Here is a 16,247-nt window from a genome sequence, read left to right as displayed (position 1 = left end):
CTGTTGCGCAAGGTCATGGCGGCTCCCTGAGGCGGGGGGCAGGGCGGGCCCCGTCGTCGGGGCCCGCGGTGCCCGCCACCGTAAGAGCGGCCGCGCCCGCTGCGGCATGGCGCGGAGCGCCATAGTCCGAACCCCGCTTGCCCCGTCCGCAAGGGTTGCGCGAGGCTCCCACCCGCTGCTAACGACCGGTCTCCACCGCCACCGCCAGCTCCGCGTCCGTCGCCCTGCGGACCTCGTCCAGGGAGACTCCGGGCGCCAGTTCGCGGAGCAGGAACCCCTCCGGGGTGACATCGAGGACCGCGAGGTCGGTGATCACCCGGTGGACGACGCCGCGCCCGGTCAGCGGCAGCGAGCACCGCTCCACGAGCTTCGGCGTGCCGTCCTTGGCGGTGTGCTCCATCAGCACGATCACGCGGCGCGCGCCGTGCACCAGGTCCATCGCGCCGCCCATCCCCTTGACCATCTTCCCCGGGATCATCCAGTTGGCCAGGTCGCCCGAGGCCGACACCTGCATGGCGCCCAGGACGGCCGCGTCCACGTGGCCGCCGCGGATCATGCCGAAGGACAGCGCGGAGTCGAAGAACGAAGCCCCCGGCCGGACCGTGACCGTCTCCTTGCCCGCGTTGATCAGGTCCGGGTCCACCCCGTCGGGGAGCGGGTACGGGCCCACGCCGAAAATGCCGTTCTCCGACTGGAGCACCACCTCGACCCCCGGCGGCACGTGGCCGGGGACGAGGGTGGGCAGCCCGATGCCCAGGTTCACGTACGTACCGTCCGTCAGCTCGCGGGCGGCGCGGGCCGCCATCTGCTCGCGCGTCAGAGCCATGTCACATGCCGCCTTGCTGTTCGGGGACGATGGCCGTCCGGACCGTGCGACGCTCGACGTGCCGCTCCGCCGCCGGATCACCGGGACGCACGAGGACCACCCGCTGGACGAAGACGCCCGGCAGGTGGACGGCGTCCGGATCCAGCTCTCCCGGCTCCACCAGTTCCTCCACCTCGGCGATCGTGATGCGCCCCGCCATCGCGGCGAGGGGATTGAAATTGCGCGCCGAGGAATGGAAGACGAGATTGCCGTGCCGGTCCCCGGCCGCCGCCCGCACCAGGGCGAAGTCGGTGGTGATGCCCTCCTCCAGGAGGTACTCCCGGCCGCCCCAGTTGCGCAGCTCCTTGGGCGGCGAAGCCACGGCCACTCCGCCGTCGGCGCGGTAGCGCCACGGCAGGCCGCCCTCCGCGACCTGCGTACCGGCCCCGGCCGGGGTGTAGAACGCCGGGATGCCCGCGCCACCGGCCCGCAGCCGCTCGGCCAGGGTGCCCTGCGGGACCAGCTCCACCTCCAGTTCGCCGCTCAGGTACTGCCGGGCGAACTCCTTGTTCTCGCCCACGTACGAGCTGGTCATCCGGGCGATCCTGCCCTCGCGCAGCAACAGTCCCAGACCCCGGTCGTCCACCCCGCAGTTGTTCGACACCACCTCCAGGCCGTGCACCTCCGCGCGTTCCAGCAGCGCGCCGATCAGCACGCCCGGCACCCCGCACAAGCCGAAGCCGCCCACCGCGAGCGAGGCTCCGGCGGGGATGTCCGCCACCGCCCCGGCCGCGCTCGCGGCCACCTTGTCCAGCCCCATCGCACACCCTCCATCGCCCGGCCCCGGGCCGCCGGCCACCCGAACGGGCCGACGCGCGGCCGGGACCGCCCGACCGACCCTAGGAACCGCCGGCCCGCCCTGGCCATGGCGGCCGGGCCCACAGCGGGCCGTCCCGTTGTGGGCCCCGGCGCCAGGGGAACCGGCGGAGTCGGGCGCGCGTCACAGCGGTGCCGATCCGGCACCGGAGAAGAGGGAACCGATGGAGCGTCGAACCACCGAGAGATACCTGCGGGTTGTGCCTGCACGCACAACGAGTAGGGCCGCCCGCCTGAACGCGGCCGCGGCCCTCGCCGTGAGCGCGGGCGCCGCCGTGCTGCTCACCGGCTGCGGAAAGGCCGTCGTGGCCGAGCCGGTCGACCCCGGCGGGGCGCCCGCCCGGCCTGCGGCGGCCGTATCGTGCCCGGTGACCGACCCCACCGCATCGCAGTCGCCGCCGGTGCTGATCGACGACACCCCGGCCAACACCCCCGAGGGCGAACGGCTCTCGCAGGCCATCGGAGCACAGGGCTACGGCGCCTTCGCCGACGTCTACTCCACCCAGATCGTCGACCACCCGGCCGGCCGGGTCGCCCTCTGCGTCACCGACCTGGCCCGCGGCCGGCTGCTCGTGGCGGCGGCGCACGCCGCGGATCCGGAAGCGGACCCGGCCCGGGTGGACCTGTACCTGAGCAAGTACACGCACCGGACCCTCCGGGCCGCCGGAAACAAGCTCATCGATCTGGAGGCCGGCTTCCCGATCTACAGCGTCGGCAGCAGCCACGGTGCGGCGGTGGAGGTCACCTCCACGGAGGAGGGCGCGGCGTCGGCGGAGTTCAAGGCGCGGCTGGAGAAGGCCACCGGGGGCATCCCCGTCACCGTCACGAAGGGCGCGCAGCCCACGACCCTGGAGGGCCCGATGACGGCGGCTCCCTGACCGGGGGCCCCTGCCCGGTCAGGCGCTCCGGCCCGCGCGATGGAGCAGCTCCTCCATCGCCGCCCGCCAATGGACTCGGCCGAGGCTGCGGTGGCCAACCCTTCGCTCCCGCGGGGTGTCCGGACGGTCGCAGGGTCAAGGCTACTGACGGCCGGTGCAACGGGTCACGTCGGAGGGGTCCAGCAGCCCGGCGGGCAGGGCCGGATCGGCGGCGAGGGCGGACAGGAGCCGGATCACGGCAGCGCCACCTCGGGCCCCCCGGGTGCCACCCCGGTCAGGGCCTCGGTCAGGGCCGCCGCGTAGGGATGCGGACGGCGTCGGCGCGGCGTGAGCACGCCGATGTGCCGTGCGGGGCAGGGCGGTTCGATCGGTACGACGGCCACGCCGCGGCCTGCCCGATCGCGACCCCCGCCCCCGTGGCCGGCCCCGCCCCCGCGCCCAGCCCGGTCCCCGCCCACATCCCCGCGCCCGTCCCGGTCCCTGCGCCAGTTCCCGGTCCCGTCCGCGTCCCCCGGGGGAAGTGCGACCCCGGGGATCAGTGCGACGCCGACTCCCGCCTCGACGAGGGAGCGCGCGAAGAAGTAGTCCGTGGTGGAAGCCGCCACCCGGAGGTCGAAACCGGCCCGCTCCGCGTACCTGCGCAGGTACGCCTCCGTCTTGAGGCAGCCCAGCACCCAGCGGTCGGAGGCGAGTTCGGCCGGGGCGACCGACCCGCGCCCCGCGAACCGGTGACCCGGCGGCAGGACCAGCGCCAGCGGATCCTCCATCAGCGGCAGCCAGTCGAGCGCGGCCCCCGGCCGGAGCGGCAGCGGCCCGTCGAAGTGGTACGTCAGCGCCAGATCGGCGGCGCCCGAAGCCACCATGGGCACCGCCTCCTCCGGCTCGGCCTCCAGCACCGTCAGCTCCACCTCCGGATGCACGGCCACGAACCCGGCGAGCGCGCCCGGCAGCAGCCTGCGGCCACCGCTCACGAAGGTGGCGACCGTCAACCGAGGCCGCTCGGCGGTGACCCGGTCGATCTCGTGGCGCACCCGCTCGAGCTCGGCCGATACCGCCTCCGCCGCCTCCACCAGCAGCCGGCCCGGCTCGGTGAGCGTGATCCCGCGCGTACTGCGCACGGCGACGGGGTGACCGAGGCCGCGCTCCAGGGCCGCGATGTGCTGGGACACGGCCGAGGGCGTCAAGAGCAGCGCTCCGGCGGCCTTGTTGAAGCTGCCGTGCTCGGCCACGGCGCGCAGGATGCGCAGCCGCTGCACATCGATCATCAGTTTCCCTTACGACGCGTACAGCATTCCGGTAGTTCCACTGGGGACCGTATCGCGGCAGAGTCCCGGGCATGAAGAAGATTCTCGTCATCGGCGGAAGCCGCTATTTCGGAAAGCACCTGGTCACCCTGGAGCGGGACGCCGGGAACGAGGTGACCGTCCTCAACCGGGGCTCCGCCGCCCCGCCCCGCGGTGTCGGCCACCTGATCGCCGACCGGGATGACGAAGCGGGGCTCCGGACGGCGCTGGGGGAGCGCACCTTCGACGTGGTCTTCGACCAGGTCTGCTACACGCCCCGACAGGCGCAGACCGCCCGCCGCGTCTTCGCCGGCCGCACCGGGCGGTACGTGATGACCTCGACGATGGAGGTCCACGACCCCGCGCCGCCCACCCCCGAGGCGCGCGCCTACGCCGAGGGCAAGAGGCGGGCCGAGGCCGTCCTGGGGGCGGAGTCCGCCTTCGGTCACGTGGCGGTGCGCACCGCGCACGTACTCGGCGGCGGCCGGGCGGAGTTCACCGGCCGCCTCGCGCACTACGTGGAGCGGATCGGCGCCGGGATCCCGGTGGCGGTGCACGAAGCCCCGTACCCCACCTCCTTCATCCACCACCACGAGATCGCCCGGTTCCTCCACTGGGCCGGGCAGCGGGACTTCACGGGGCCGGTGAACGCCGCCTCGCACGGGGAACTGGACGTGCTCGGGCTCTCCGGAGCCGTCGCCGAGCGGGTCGGGCGGGCGCCGCTCCTGCGGACGGTCGCAGCCGGGTCGGAGGCCTCGCCGTTCTCCTTCGACCGTGCCTACGCGATGGACAACGGCCGGGCCGCGGCGCTCGGCTTCCGCTTCGGGCGGCTCGCGGACTGGCTCCCGGAGGCCATCGGGGAGAGCGCCGCCGAGCTCCGGGCGTAGCGACCCGGGTCGGCCTAGGCCTGGTCCCCGGCCCGGCGCTCCAACGGAGTTGCTACTGCCGAGTTGTTCACACTGAAGGTGACGCTGCCCGCCCGGTAGCGGTCGTCGGACCACTCGATGGGGCGGCCCGTGCGGGTCGCAGAGACGTGCCGCTGGCGCAAAAGCGGGCTACCGCGGCGGATTCCCAGCAGCCGGGCGTCCTCGCTCCCGGCGGGCAGGGCGTCGATGAGCTGCTCGCGCAGGCCGTCGTCACCTCCCCTTCCCGGGCCCGGCGCGGAGCGACGCTGACCGCCTCGGGAGTTCTCGCAAACTTCGGCGGCGTCCCGCTCGCCTTCGCCTTCGCCGCCACCGTCGGCATCTCCGGGGTCGTCACCCAGCTCGCCGACCTGACCGGCCTCGGCTGGAACCTCTACTCCTTCACCGGCCTCACCGTGGTCTACCTCTACTTCCTGACCCCGCTCATGGTGCTGGTGACCGTCCCCGCGCTGGGCGGACTGCGCCCGCAGTGGCGCGAGGCCGCCCAGAACAACGGGGCGAGCGGATGGCAGTTCTGGCGCCACGTCGGCCTGCCCGTCCTCGCACCCTCCCTGCTCGGCGGGTTCGTGCTGCTCTTCGGCACGGCCTTCGCCGCGCACGCCACGGCCGCCGCCCTCATCGGCGGCTCCGTCCCGCTGGTCACGCTCAAGATCGCGGACGTCCTGTCCGGGAACGTGCTGACCGGCCAGGAGAACGTGGCCCTGGCCCTCGGCCTCGACATGATCGTGATCGCCGGTCTGGTCATGGCGGTCTACCTGCCCCTCCAGCGACGGAGCGTCCGATGGCTGCGATGACCCCGACGCCCGCCCCGAACGACGAGGCCGCCCCGGCGACTTCGAGCGCACCGGCCGCCGCGCACACACCGGCCGCTGCGGATCCCCGGGCCCGTGCGCCGCGCCGGTTCCGCTCCCGACCCCGGCCCCGGGTGTGGCGCGGAGCGGTGCTCGCGCTCGCCGGCGCGTACTTCCTCCTTCCGCTCCTCGCCTCCTTCGTGTTCACCGTGCACGTCCCCGGCCAGGGCATCAGCTTCGAGGCGTACACCCAGCTGCTCGGCGCCGAAGGGCTCACCCGCAGCCTGCTGCTCTCGCTGGGCCTCGCCGCCGCGACCATCACCGCCTCGCTGCTCCTCGCCGTACCCGCGCTGGTCGCCGTACGGATCGGCTCGCCGCGGTTGCGCCCGGTCGTGGAGGTGATGTGCATGATGCCGCTGGTGGTGCCGCCGATCGCGCTGGTCACCGGTATCTCCACGGTGCTGCGCTGGGGTCCCGAACACCTCTCCAGAACCCCGCTCTACCAGACCTTCCTCGCCGTCCAGAACCCGGACTTCCCCCTCGTCCTGGTCCTCCCGTACACGGTGCTCGCACCGCCCCTGCCCTTCGTCTACCGCTCCCTCGACGCGGGTCCGCGTGCCGTCGACGTCCCGACCCTGGTCGAATCCGCCCGCAGCTGTGGCGCGAGCCGGCCGTACGTGGTCCTGCGCGTGATCCTGCCGAACCTGCAGGCCGCCCTCGCCGGAGCCGGCTTCCTCACCCTGGCCCTGGTCCTCGGCGAGTTCACCCTCGCCTCGCTGCTCGGCTTCCAGCCCTTCGCGGTGTGGAACGTGTCGATCTCCGGAGCGCACGCCCGCATGTCGGTGGCCGTCTCCGTCCTCAGCCTCCTCATCACCTGGTTGTTGCTGCTCCTCCTCTCCCGGGCGGGCACCGCCCCCGCTACCGTGTCTCCCGGGACCTCGCGTCACTCCCGTACCTCCCGCACCTCCGGCAAGGAGTCCTGACCTGCATGTCCCTCACCCTTCCCGAGGCCAGGAAGTCCGCGGAAAGCGAAGCGGCCCCCGGCGGAGCGCGCGTCGAATTCCGTGGCCTGCGCCGGGCATTCGGCCCCACCGTCGCCCTCGACGGACTCGACCTCACCATCGAGCCCGGTGAACTCATCGCCCTGCTCGGCCCGTCGGGCTGCGGAAAGACCACCGCGCTGCGCGTCGGCGCCGGCTTCGAACAGCCCGACTCCGGCGAAGTCCTCCTCGACGGACGGGACATCACGCGCATCCCGGCCAACCGCCGCGACGCCGGAATGGTGTTCCAGTCGTACAGCCTCTTCCCGAACCTCGGCGCCCGCGACAACGTGGCCTTCGGCCTGCGCGTCCGCAAGGTCGGCGCGGCCGCCCGCCGCGAGCGCGCCGCCGAACTCCTCGACCTGGTCGGCCTGCCCGACCACGGCGACCGGTACCCGCACCAGATGTCTGGCGGACAGCAGCAGCGCGTCGCGCTCGCGCTCGCCCGCGCCCTCGCCCTGCGCCCCCGCGTCCTGCTCCTGGACGAGCCGCTCTCCGCGCTCGACGCGAAGGTGCGGGCCGGACTGCGCGAGGAGATCCGCCGGCTCCAGCTCTCCCTGGGCATCACCACCGTGTTCGTCACGCACGACCAGGAGGAGGCGCTGTCCATGGCCGACCGGGTCGCCGTGCTCAACGCGGGCCGCCTGGAGCAGTGCGTCGCTCCGGCCGAGCTGTACGAGCGGCCCGCGACCCCGTTCGTCGCCGAGTTCGTCGGCACCATGAACCGGCTCCCCGGACGGCTGTCCGGCTCCGGGACGGTGGAAGTGGCCGGCTCCCGGCTGCCGGTGGACGGTCCGGTGCCTTCGATCCCGGACGTCGAGGTCCTCGTACGCCCCGAGAACATCACGGTGACGGCAGCCGCAGAAGGCGCCGGGGGGCACGGCCACCGTCGTATCGGCCTCGTTCTTCGGGTCGGTGACCCGGCTCCACCTGGATCTGCCCGACGGCACCCGGATCGAGGCCGACCTGCCCTCGCGCGACGCCGGAGCCCTCGTACCGGGCGCGCGGGCCGCCGTGGGACTGGCCGAACGGCCTGTCCTCGTCGTCGTCGCCGCGACCACCTCAGCCTCAACATCAACCTCAACCTCGGGGGATGCCCTATGACCGGACTCGCCGCCGTCCTCTTCGACATGGACGGCACCCTCGTCGACACCGAGGTCCTGTGGTGGCAGACCACCGTGGAGATCGCCGCTGACCTGGGGTACGCACTGACCGACGCCGACGCGCCCGAGGTGGTCGGCCGGGCGGTGGAGGACACCGCCGCTCACCTCGTACGGGCCGCCCGTGCGGGGGACGCGCAGGAAGTGGCGCGGGCCCTGACCGACAGCTTCTTCGGCCGGGTCGAGCAGGGCGTGCCGCTGCGTCCGGGCGCGCAGCGGCTGCTGGCCGCCCTGGAAGCGGAAGGCCTGCCGTTCGCCCTGGTCAGCGCCTCGCCGCGGGTGGTCGTGGACTCCGTGGTGGGCGGCTCGCTGGCCCATGTCCCCTTCGCCTTCACGCTGTCCGCCGACGACACGTCCCTGACGAAGCCGCACCCGGACCCCTACGAGGCCGCCGCCGCGCGCCTCGGCGCGGAGCCCCGGCAGTGCGTGGCGGTCGAGGACTCCCCGGACGGCGCGGCCTCGGCCGAGGCGGCCGGCTGCGCCGTGCTGGTGGTCCCGTCCCTGCTGGAGGTCCCCGCGTCGCCGGTACGCACCTTCGCGCCCTCCCTCTCGGAGGTCACCCCGGCCACCCTGCGGGCCTGCCTGGTCGCACCGCTGGGCGTCTGACGGGCCTGGACCGTCTCTTTCGGGCCTGACCGGCGCAAGATCCGACGGAGACGGCCTAGACCGCCAGGTCGAGCAGGCTCAGGATGCCCTCCGCGTAGGCGGCCGATTCGGATCCCGGGCGCCGGGCCGCCGTATCGCGCAACCCGGGCGCGCAGGCGCGGATGTGCGCGGCGCACTGGCCGTACAGGCCGGCCTCGTGCGAGGAGCCGTCGTCCTCGGTGCCGAGGAGGCGCAGCAGGGCCCACAGCAGGCCCTCGCGCGTCGACTGCCGGGGCGGGCCGGCGGACCAGACGGCCATCAGGACCCCGCACACCGCCGGGGCGGGCGGCCGCAGCACGCCGTTGTGGAAGGCGTGGCCCTCCAGGGCGCGGAACGCGGCCGGGTGTCCCTCGGCCGCGTCCCACAAGGTGTCCACGAGGTGACCCGCCGGGCGGCCGCAGCCGCATTCGATGGAGTTCCAGTCGTGCCGGGCGATCTCCCGGGCCACTGCGTCGGGCACCAGCGGGCTGGTGCGGGGCTGCTTATCCGTCGTTCTCACGGGAGAAGTATGGGATCAGGCCGGTGGCCAGTCCAGAGCGGCCCTCCCGAAGGGGACCCGGGGATCAGCCGCCGTGCCCCTGGCAGCCGCAGCCCTTCGCCGCGGCCCGCGGCAGCCCCTCGGTGAACTCGCTCTGCGAGAACACCGCCAGGACCGTCGCCGGCTCCGTGCCGTGGTTGACCAGGGTGATCTCCTTGCCGGCCGGCAGCATCGCGAAGGTGCCCGCGGTCACCGTCTTGGCGCCGCACCCGCACGAGGCCTCCACCGTTCCGGCGACGCCCGTGAGCAACAGTTCGGACGCCCCGTGCGCGTGGGCCGGGATCGTCCCGCCGGCCGGCACCTGGATCCGGACGGCGGCGAGCTCGCGGAACGGACCGCCCGCGGGGTCGAGGCGCAGCGCCGGGCCGCCGGTGGTGGTGTCGGGAGTGGTGTCGATGGTCATGCCGAACATGGGTGGTTCCTCTGCACGTTGGTGCGCGGCTCCGCCGTGCGGGCCGGGCCACGGCCACCGGTCCTTCCGGTCACGGTTCGAATTTAGACGACGGGCATCATCTCAATACCGGGTGAAACGTCCCGACCTCCCGGGCCTTTCGCCCCTCCCGGGCCATGGCAGCCTGACCCCGTGAACGAGGCACCGCGCGACCCGAAACCCAGGACACCGCTCTACCTGAAGGTCGCCGGTGACCTGCGCGCCGCCATCACCGCGGGCGAGTACGGATCCGGCGCGCGCCTGCCCGCCGAGGACGAACTCGCCCGCCGCTACGGAGTCTCCAGGGGTACGGTGCGCCAGGCCCTGGCCGCCCTGCGGACCGACGGGCTGATCACCTCGCGGCGCGGCACCCGACGGGTCGTCCCCGGCGGCGCGGGGGAGGCCGTACTCCGAGCAACTCGCCCGGCACGGAGTCCTCTTCGCCGACGCCCACCACACCATCGACATCGCGGCCGCGGACGCCGACGACGCACGGCTGCTGGGCTGTCCGCAGGGCGAGGCCCTGCTGCGCGAACGGCGCCGCTCCACCGACCCGGCGGGGATCCCGGTGGAGTGGTCGCAGGACCGCTACCTGCCGGGGACGGTGGCGTTCACCGTGCACACCACCGCAGCAGGCGCGCTGGGCCGACTGCTCACCCCCTGATCAGGCGTTCTCGATCAGCAGGGCCTCCAGCAGCGGCCGGAAGTGGTCGAAACCGGGGGTGGCGAGCTCGGGGTCCTTGGCCTGCTCGTCCCGGCGCCGCACGGCCACCGCGTCGGCCGCTCCCGGGAGCGCCTCGAACGCGCGCGCCTGCTCGGCGGTCATCGGGCAGCCCTGGACGCGCAGGGTGTGTACGGAGGCCTCGGAGAGCAGGTCGAAGTAGCCCGGCTCGGCCGTGCACAGGTGGCGCTTGGCGGCCACGTGCAGCCGGACCGGCTCGGTCACCTCCGGCCCGAACCACCGGGCCGGCCGGTCGGTCCCGGTGTGGCTGTGCCGGCGTAGGTCCCCTGGAGGTGGCGTCCCCCCGATTCGGCGAAGGCGGTACGGGTGTGCAGCAGGCGGGTGTTGTCGAAGACCACGCAGCCCCCGGGCGCGAGCCGGAAGTCGAGCCGGAGCTCGGGCCGTTCCAGCAGCTCGCCGAAGAGGCGGTAGGCCGCGTAGAACTCCTCCAGTACGGCGGCGGGCTGGTGCAGCGTGGAGATGGAGCCGTTGTTGAAGCGGACCTCGCGGATCCGCCCGAGCGGGTCCACATCGATCAGCGGCCGGTGGGCCCGCAGTTCGCAGTGCGCGGCGGCGAAGGCGAACTCCACCAGTACGCGGGTGGGTCAGTACCTCGAAGGCCTCCGGTTCCCGCTTGCGCAGCAGCGCGGCGGGCCGGACCACGCTGTCGAGGACCTGCTCGCGGACCTCGCGGGAGCTGATGTACGCGTCCCAGCCGGCCTGCGGGATCCGCCCGTCCAGGTCCCCCGCCGCCCACAGCTCCTTGTCCGCCTCGGTCCGCCCGTCCCCGGCCGCACCGTAGGCCGGGCCAGTCCGGGCCGTGGGCGTCGAGCCACCGGGCCGGGTACAGGGAGCGGTGGCCGTCCGGCTGCCACACCACCCCCCCAGCCCGGCCCGCCGTCGGCGGCCGCCGCTTGGCGCACCGAGCCGACGGCCAGGCCGACGGGCAGCTCGGTGATCTGGAACAGCTTCTGGCCGGTGCGCGGGTCGCGGCACTCGGCGCAGGGGCAGTTGTCGCGCAGCCAGGGCGCGGCGGGCGGGTGATCGCCGGTACGGACATCGTGGCTCCTGCCATGCTGGGAGAAGTTGTATACACAACTCTGGGGTGCCCGCAGCGTGGCAGGAGCAGGTGACCGGCAGGCGGTGCCCAGGTGACCGGAACCGGATCGCGGCGCCGGCCGTCTGAGACCCGGGCCCGACGGGCCCGCAGGGCAAGGGGTCCGCGTGTGAACGGGCCCGCGGCCGGCTGAGCGAAGGGTGTGGGGGAGACGATGGGCACGGCAGGGGTGGGGACCGTAGGGGTGCGGACGGCAAGGGTGCGGACGGCAGGGGTGGCGGCCGCGCGGGTCCGGACCGCAGCGGCGCGGACGGCCGTGTGGATCAGGCGCAGGATCGGGTTCCTGCTGGTGGCGCTGCTCGTGACCCAGTTGGGGTCCCTCGTCAGCCCGGCCTACGCCTGCGGTTGCGGAGCCATGGTCCCCGACGGCACCTCGCGGATCGGAGTCTCCCGTGAGGCCTCGGTGGTCCGCTGGGACGGCAGGACCGAGCAGGTGGCCATGCGGTTCACCGTCGGCGGCGATGCCAAGCGGGCCGCCTGGGTCATGCCGGTGCCGGGACGGGCCACGGTCCGCCTCGGCGACCCCGGGCTCTTCTCGCGCCTGGTCGACCTGACCGGACCCGAGTACCGCACCCGCAGCTACTTCTGGCCCCGGCGCGGGGACTGGCCCCTCGACTCCGGCCGGGGGGACGCCGCCGGAGCGGCCCCGCCCGGCAGCGCAGAGGCGCAGGTCGGCGTCATCGGCCGGGAGCGGCTCGGCGACTTCGACGTCGCCCGTCTGACCGCGACCGACCCCGAGGCGCTGGGCGACTGGCTCGAGGCCAACGGGTTCGTCCTCCCCGACCGCCTTTCCGTCGAGCTGGAGCCGTACGTGGAGCAGCGCTGGGAGTACGTCGCCGTACGCCTCGCCCCCCGGGAGCCGGGAGCCACCCTGCGCGGCACCCTGGACCCGCTCCTGATCCGCTTCGAGAGCGACCGGCTCGTCTACCCGATGCGGCTGTCGCGGCTGGCCGCCACCGCCCAGTCGCTGGGCCTGTACGTCCTGGCCGAGCACCGCATGGAACCCGTCTCCGCGATCGGGGGCAACGCGCCCGAGGTGACCTTCGCCGGGCGGATCACCCCGACGGGACCGGTCGCCGAATTCGCGGGCGCCGAGCCGGTGTTCCTGACGGCGATCGACCAGAGCTTCCCGGTCCCGTCCCGGATCGACGGCGACCACGAACTGCGCGCCGCCGCCGGGGACGCCCCGTACCGCCGGGTCGAGTACACCGACGAACTGCTCACGGCCGGCGGCGTCCCGGTCTGGATCCTCACGATCGGGGGCGTGCTCCTGGCGGCGGCCCTGGCGGCCGTCCTGACCGCGCTGCGGCTGCGCCGCGGCCGGACGACCGCAGGGCCGGGCCGCCCGCACGTGTAACCGGCGCGGCCCCTGCCGTCAGCGGGCGGGGATTGCGCTTACGCAGACCGCCGCCGCGTGCACGCACGCCCCGTGACCTGTCCGGCCTCCCGGGCCAGTGCCGGGGCGCAGAGCCACCAGGCGACCAGTCCGGCCCCCACGCCTGCCAGGGCCCCGGCGGCGGTGTCGCTGAGCCAGTGCGCGTGCAGCCAGGTGCGGCTCCACATCATCGCCACCGTGAACACCGCGCCGCCGATCCACCACGCCCGGCGCCGAGCGGCCGGGACGAGGATCGCGCCGACGATGACGACCAGGAGCGCCGCGCCGGCCGCGTGCCCGGAGGGGAAGGAGCCGTGGTCGACCCGGACCAGCGGGTTCTCCGGGCGCGGCCGGTCCACCAGGTGCTTGAGGCCCTGCACGACGAGCATGTTTCCGGCCATGTAGACGGCGAAGAGGAATCCCGCCGACACCCAGCGCCGCCGCACGAGAAGGAAGACCAGCAGGCCGAGCGGGACGACGGAGCCAGCCGGCCCCCCGAACCAGTTGAGCAGCGTGGCGAGCACGGAGGGGAGCCCCTCGTGCGGTCCGCCCATCCAGGTCAGCCAGCGGTCGTCGAGGGCCTGGAAGGGCGGCCGCGTGACGTCCCTCCGTACGACGAGCCCGAGCGCGGCGGCGGATCCGAGCAGGGCGATTCCGAGGCCGAGGGTGCCGGTGCGGCGGCTGCCCCGGTCCGTCGCGGACGCGGGTGCGACGGCTTCGAGGGGTGGGTCGACGGGGATCGTGGACATGGCTGTGCTGCCTCTCGCGGCGGGTGGAGAAAGAGGGGAGACGAGGAGGGTGTGTGGGGGGAGGGGCTGCGGGGGTGTAAGGGGGTGCAGGGGGTGTGGCGGGTTCAGAGTGGCCACATCTCGTGCTTACACGTGTAATCAAGGAATGTAGCCATGCCCTCCCCGCACCACAAGCCCCTCGCGACCAGCAGCCCGGCAGCATGGCAAGCCGGCAGCTCCACAGGCCGGCAGCCGTGCCGCCCGTCAGATCCGCGCGTCGGCCCCCGGCCGGATGATCGTGATGCCGGGCCCCGGCGCGGTACCCATCGCCGCCAGCGCGGCCGGCGCCCCGTCCAGCGGGATCGTGGAGGTGACCAGCAGGTCGGGCCGTAGCGCTCCGGAGCGGACCAGTTCCATCATCGGCGGGTACGCGTGCGCCGCCATGCCGTGGCTGCCGAGGATCTCCAGCTCCCAGCCGATGACCCGCTCCATCGGCAGCGCCGCGGCACCCCGCGCCGCGGGAAGCAGCCCGACCTGCACGTGCCGTCCGCGCCGGCGCAGCCCTCTCACCGACGCCGCGGCCGTGGCGGGGGAACCCAACGCGTCGAGGGACAGGTGCGCACCGCCGCGCGTCACTTCCCGTACGGCGTCGGCCGCGTCGACCCGACCCGGATCCACACAGTGCGCGGCCCCGAAGGACCGCGCCAGTTCCAGGGCGGCCGGCGCGGTGTCCACGGCGACCACCCGGGCTCCCGCCGCCACCGCGATCATCACCGCCGACAGCCCCACGCCGCCACAGCCGTGTACGGCGACCCACTCGCCCGGCGCCACCCGCCCCTGCGCGACGACGGCCCGGAAAGCCGTCGCGAACCGGCAGCCCAGCCCGGCCGCGGTGTCGTACGAGAGCTCCTCTGGCACCGCCACCAAGTTGACGTCGGCATGCTCCAGGGCCACGTACTCGGCGAAGGACCCCCAGTGCGTGAACCCCGGCTGCGTCTGCCGGGCGCACACCTGGTGCTGCCCTGCGGCGCACTCGGCGCAGCTTCCGCACGCACAGACGAACGGCACCGTCACCCGGTCCCCGGTGCGCCAGTTGACGACTCCCGGTCCCACCGCCTCGACCACACCGGCCAGTTCGTGGCCGGGCACGTGCGGGAGCGTGATGTCCGGGTCGTGCCCCATCCACCCGTGCCAGTCGCTGCGGCACAGCCCCGTCGCCTCGACCCGTACGACCACCCCACCGCCGGACGGCACCGGATCGGCCACGTCCCGCACCTCGCCGGGCTCCCCGTACCGCTCGAACACCACCGCGCGCACGCCGACCGCCTCCACTCGACTGATCCGTCCGACCGGGACTCCCTTGTCGGCCCCGGGCCCGGATGCGAAGCTGCCGGGACGACCACCACACACCACCAGGGGGACCCCGTGACCCGCAAGACGACCCGCAAGACGACCCGTAAGCGCGCCACGGCCGCCGCCGTATCCGTCCTGCTCGCCCTCACCGTCACCGCCCTCGGCGCGAGCGCGTCGGCGTACGCGGCCGCGGGCGACAAGAAGGTCGAGGTCATCAAGTAGCCGGTCCGGTTCCTGGGCCGGGTCCTGGGCCGGCTCCCGGTCTGGATCCGGTCCTGCTCCGGTCCGGCGCGCGGGTCGTCTCCGTACACTGGCGGGCATGGTAAGCCGCATCAGTGAGCTGGTCATCGACTGCGCCGACCCCGAGCGCCTCGCCGCGTTCTGGAGCGAGGCCCTGGGCTACGTGGAGCTCTCCCGGGAGGACGACGGGAGCATCGAGATCGGGCCGGCCGCCGCCGGCTTCGGAGGTCCGCAGCCGACCCTCGTCCTCAGTCCGAGCAGCGACCCGCGACGGGGGAAGCTCCGCCTGCACATCGACGTCAACCCCGTCGACCGCGACCAGGACGCCGAGCTGGAGCGCCTGCTCGCCCTCGGCGCCCGCCCGGTCGACGTCGGCCAGACCGGCGCCGAGAGCTGGCACACGCTGGCCGACCCGGAAGGCAACGAGTTCTGCCTCCTGCGCACCCGCCTGCAGCCCCTCTGACCCACGCACATTGGTCCGCGGATCCGAGCCGTTTCCGGCCCGGTGGGGTCTGCGTGGGGTCTGCCCGCCTCAGGACGGCTTGACGGAGGACCAGGCGGTGACGGTCACCTTGTCGTCGCAGAAGGCGAACACGCCGTCGTCCATGGCGATCTGGTGCATCCCGGCGCCGAGCACGCCGATGACGACCGTCGGGTAGGAGCCCGGGGTCGCGCCGGACGCGCAGTAGCCGTCCGCCTCGCCCTGGACTTGGACGAACGTGAGCTTCGTCCAGGCGCGGGCGCCCGGGGCCAGCACCACGTTGGTCGCGTCGGGTCCGGTGCGGGTGGTGGCCAGCGGCTTGTTCTTCTCCGGCGAGCCGTTGCCCGCCGCCGCGACCGTCGGGTAGCCGTACACCTTGCAGGAGGACGTTGAGGTGTTGGTGACGGAGACGACGGCGGCCCCGGTTCCCGTGCCCGGCGGGCGGACGTCGGCCTGGTGCCCCTCGGAGACCTTGATGTCGTCGACCGTGCAGGGCTTCTTCGTCGCGCCACCGGTACCACCGGAGGAGGCGCCGCCCGAGGAGGAGCTCGAGGGCGACGCGCCGCCCGTGGAGCCTCCGCTCGCGCCGCTGCTGGTCGTTCCGCCCTTGTCGCCGCCGGTGGCCGTGGGCTCGGCCGGCCGCGAGGCCGCGGTCGGCGCGGCCGGGCCGTCGGCCCCGCCGCCGTCACCGGTCGGCGTACAGCCCGTCATCAGAGCCGCGGCCGCCAGAACCGTCGCCAGAGCCGCCACGGTCCGGCCGGTGCCTGCTGTGTACTGCATTGGGTGCTCCCGAGGTTCACGACCGGTCCCGCACCGGCACTCGCGTGCAGGTACACGACTCCCTGCCACGAGCAGGTTCCCGC

18 protein-coding genes and 4 pseudogenes are annotated in these 16,247 nt (G+C 74.0%); 11 read left to right on the top strand and 11 right to left on the bottom strand.

The annotated features are described in order from the left end of the window. Positions 1-178: 178 nt before the first annotated feature. Positions 179-826: a CoA transferase subunit B gene (locus ACFVX6_RS24955; RefSeq protein WP_389694903.1), complete on the bottom strand. Its 648-nt coding sequence runs from the start codon at positions 824-826 to the stop codon at positions 179-181. Between the two features lies 1 nt (position 827). Continuing rightward, positions 828-1,625 (bottom strand): CoA transferase subunit A, encoded by a 798-nt coding sequence (locus tag ACFVX6_RS24950; protein ID WP_389694901.1) that lies wholly within the window; start codon positions 1,623-1,625, stop codon positions 828-830. A gap of 256 nt (positions 1,626-1,881) precedes the next feature. Here ACFVX6_RS24950 and ACFVX6_RS24945 point away from each other — a divergent pair, with 256 nt between their 5' ends. Beyond that, on the top strand, positions 1,882-2,559 hold the full coding sequence (locus tag ACFVX6_RS24945) for a hypothetical protein (RefSeq protein ID WP_389694899.1): 678 nt from the start codon (positions 1,882-1,884) through the stop codon (positions 2,557-2,559). A gap of 233 nt (positions 2,560-2,792) precedes the next feature. Here ACFVX6_RS24945 and ACFVX6_RS24940 read toward each other — a convergent pair whose 3' ends face one another. After that, positions 2,793-3,824, bottom strand: coding sequence for a LysR family transcriptional regulator (locus ACFVX6_RS24940; protein WP_389694897.1), 1,032 nt, complete (start codon positions 3,822-3,824; stop codon positions 2,793-2,795). Between the two features lie 71 nt (positions 3,825-3,895). Here ACFVX6_RS24940 and ACFVX6_RS24935 point away from each other — a divergent pair, with 71 nt between their 5' ends. Continuing rightward, positions 3,896-4,729: a reductase gene (locus ACFVX6_RS24935; RefSeq protein ID WP_389694895.1), complete on the top strand. Its 834-nt coding sequence runs from the start codon at positions 3,896-3,898 to the stop codon at positions 4,727-4,729. Positions 4,730-4,743: 14 nt separating this feature from the next. On the opposite strand, the gene ACFVX6_RS24930 is transcribed toward ACFVX6_RS24935, so the two are convergent. Beyond that, a complete protein-coding gene (locus ACFVX6_RS24930) occupies positions 4,744-4,911 on the bottom strand; it encodes a hypothetical protein (RefSeq protein WP_389694915.1) in 168 nt (55 codons plus the stop codon). 48 nt (positions 4,912-4,959) lie between these two features. Here ACFVX6_RS24930 and ACFVX6_RS24925 point away from each other — a divergent pair. The 4 genes and pseudogenes from ACFVX6_RS24925 to ACFVX6_RS24910 form a co-directional block, all read left to right on the top strand. Continuing rightward, positions 4,960-5,559 (top strand): annotated as a pseudogene (locus tag ACFVX6_RS24925) (ABC transporter permease); the annotation flags it as partial. Continuing rightward, positions 5,556-6,539: an ABC transporter permease gene (locus ACFVX6_RS24920; protein ID WP_389694913.1), complete on the top strand. Its 984-nt coding sequence runs from the start codon at positions 5,556-5,558 to the stop codon at positions 6,537-6,539. The pseudogene ACFVX6_RS24925 and the gene ACFVX6_RS24920, both read left to right, overlap by 4 nt. A gap of 5 nt (positions 6,540-6,544) precedes the next feature. Then, positions 6,545-7,700, top strand: a pseudogene (locus ACFVX6_RS24915) (ABC transporter ATP-binding protein). Further along, positions 7,697-8,362: an HAD family hydrolase gene (locus ACFVX6_RS24910; RefSeq protein WP_389694893.1), complete on the top strand. Its 666-nt coding sequence runs from the start codon at positions 7,697-7,699 to the stop codon at positions 8,360-8,362. Before ACFVX6_RS24915 ends, ACFVX6_RS24910 begins: the two are co-directional and overlap by 4 nt. 55 nt (positions 8,363-8,417) lie before the next feature. On the opposite strand, the gene ACFVX6_RS24905 is transcribed toward ACFVX6_RS24910, so the two are convergent. Together ACFVX6_RS24905 and ACFVX6_RS24900 are read right to left on the bottom strand one after the other, a co-directional pair. Further along, positions 8,418-8,900: a hypothetical protein gene (locus ACFVX6_RS24905; protein WP_389694891.1), complete on the bottom strand. Its 483-nt coding sequence runs from the start codon at positions 8,898-8,900 to the stop codon at positions 8,418-8,420. Positions 8,901-8,964: 64 nt separating this feature from the next. Further along, positions 8,965-9,351, bottom strand: coding sequence for a cupin domain-containing protein (locus tag ACFVX6_RS24900; protein WP_389694889.1), 387 nt, complete (start codon positions 9,349-9,351; stop codon positions 8,965-8,967). Between the two features lie 171 nt (positions 9,352-9,522). Between ACFVX6_RS24900 and ACFVX6_RS24895 the strand changes: the two are divergent. Further along, positions 9,523-9,684: pseudogene (locus ACFVX6_RS24895) on the top strand (GntR family transcriptional regulator); the annotation flags it as partial. Between the two features lie 145 nt (positions 9,685-9,829). Beyond that, a pseudogene (locus ACFVX6_RS24890) lies at positions 9,830-9,904 on the top strand (hypothetical protein); the annotation flags it as partial. 129 nt (positions 9,905-10,033) lie between these two features. On the opposite strand, the gene ACFVX6_RS24885 reads toward ACFVX6_RS24890, so the two are convergent. Further along, a complete protein-coding gene (locus ACFVX6_RS24885) occupies positions 10,034-10,315 on the bottom strand; it encodes a hypothetical protein (protein ID WP_389694887.1) in 282 nt (93 codons plus the stop codon). Next, on the bottom strand, positions 10,312-10,680 hold the full coding sequence (locus tag ACFVX6_RS24880; RefSeq protein WP_389694885.1) for a TauD/TfdA family dioxygenase: 369 nt from the start codon (positions 10,678-10,680) through the stop codon (positions 10,312-10,314). The genes ACFVX6_RS24885 and ACFVX6_RS24880 overlap by 4 nt, the downstream gene beginning before the upstream one ends. Positions 10,681-11,490: 810 nt before the next feature. Here ACFVX6_RS24880 and ACFVX6_RS24875 point away from each other — a divergent pair. Then, entirely contained in the window at positions 11,491-12,564 is a 1,074-nt protein-coding gene (locus ACFVX6_RS24875) for a DUF2330 domain-containing protein (RefSeq protein WP_389694911.1), read from the top strand. A gap of 38 nt (positions 12,565-12,602) precedes the next feature. On the opposite strand, the gene ACFVX6_RS24870 is transcribed toward ACFVX6_RS24875, so the two are convergent. Together ACFVX6_RS24870 and ACFVX6_RS24865 are read right to left on the bottom strand one after the other, a co-directional pair. After that, entirely contained in the window at positions 12,603-13,331 is a 729-nt protein-coding gene (locus ACFVX6_RS24870) for a phosphatase PAP2 family protein (protein WP_389694883.1), read from the bottom strand. 243 nt (positions 13,332-13,574) lie between these two features. Further along, the gene (locus ACFVX6_RS24865) at positions 13,575-14,627 is read right to left on the bottom strand and encodes a zinc-dependent alcohol dehydrogenase family protein (protein WP_389694881.1); all 1,053 of its coding nucleotides are present in this window, start codon (positions 14,625-14,627) and stop codon (positions 13,575-13,577) included. A gap of 108 nt (positions 14,628-14,735) precedes the next feature. On the opposite strand from ACFVX6_RS24865, the gene ACFVX6_RS24860 reads away from it, so the two are divergent. Beyond that, on the top strand, positions 14,736-14,885 hold the full coding sequence (locus ACFVX6_RS24860) for a hypothetical protein (RefSeq protein WP_389694879.1): 150 nt from the start codon (positions 14,736-14,738) through the stop codon (positions 14,883-14,885). Between the two features lie 97 nt (positions 14,886-14,982). After that, the gene (locus tag ACFVX6_RS24855; RefSeq protein ID WP_389694877.1) at positions 14,983-15,366 is read left to right on the top strand and encodes a VOC family protein; all 384 of its coding nucleotides are present in this window, start codon (positions 14,983-14,985) and stop codon (positions 15,364-15,366) included. Between the two features lie 69 nt (positions 15,367-15,435). Here ACFVX6_RS24855 and ACFVX6_RS24850 read toward each other — a convergent pair whose 3' ends face one another. Then, complete coding sequence (locus ACFVX6_RS24850) at positions 15,436-16,164, bottom strand: DUF4232 domain-containing protein (protein ID WP_389694875.1); 729 nt, start codon at positions 16,162-16,164, stop codon at positions 15,436-15,438. Positions 16,165-16,247 lie beyond the last annotated feature (83 nt).

Origin of the sequence: Streptomyces sp. NPDC058289 (assembly GCF_042880975.1) — a bacterium.
GTDB classification, from domain to species: domain Bacteria; phylum Actinomycetota; class Actinomycetes; order Streptomycetales; family Streptomycetaceae; genus Streptomyces; species Streptomyces stoeckheimensis.
This window is presented reverse-complemented; position numbering and strand designations above follow the sequence as displayed.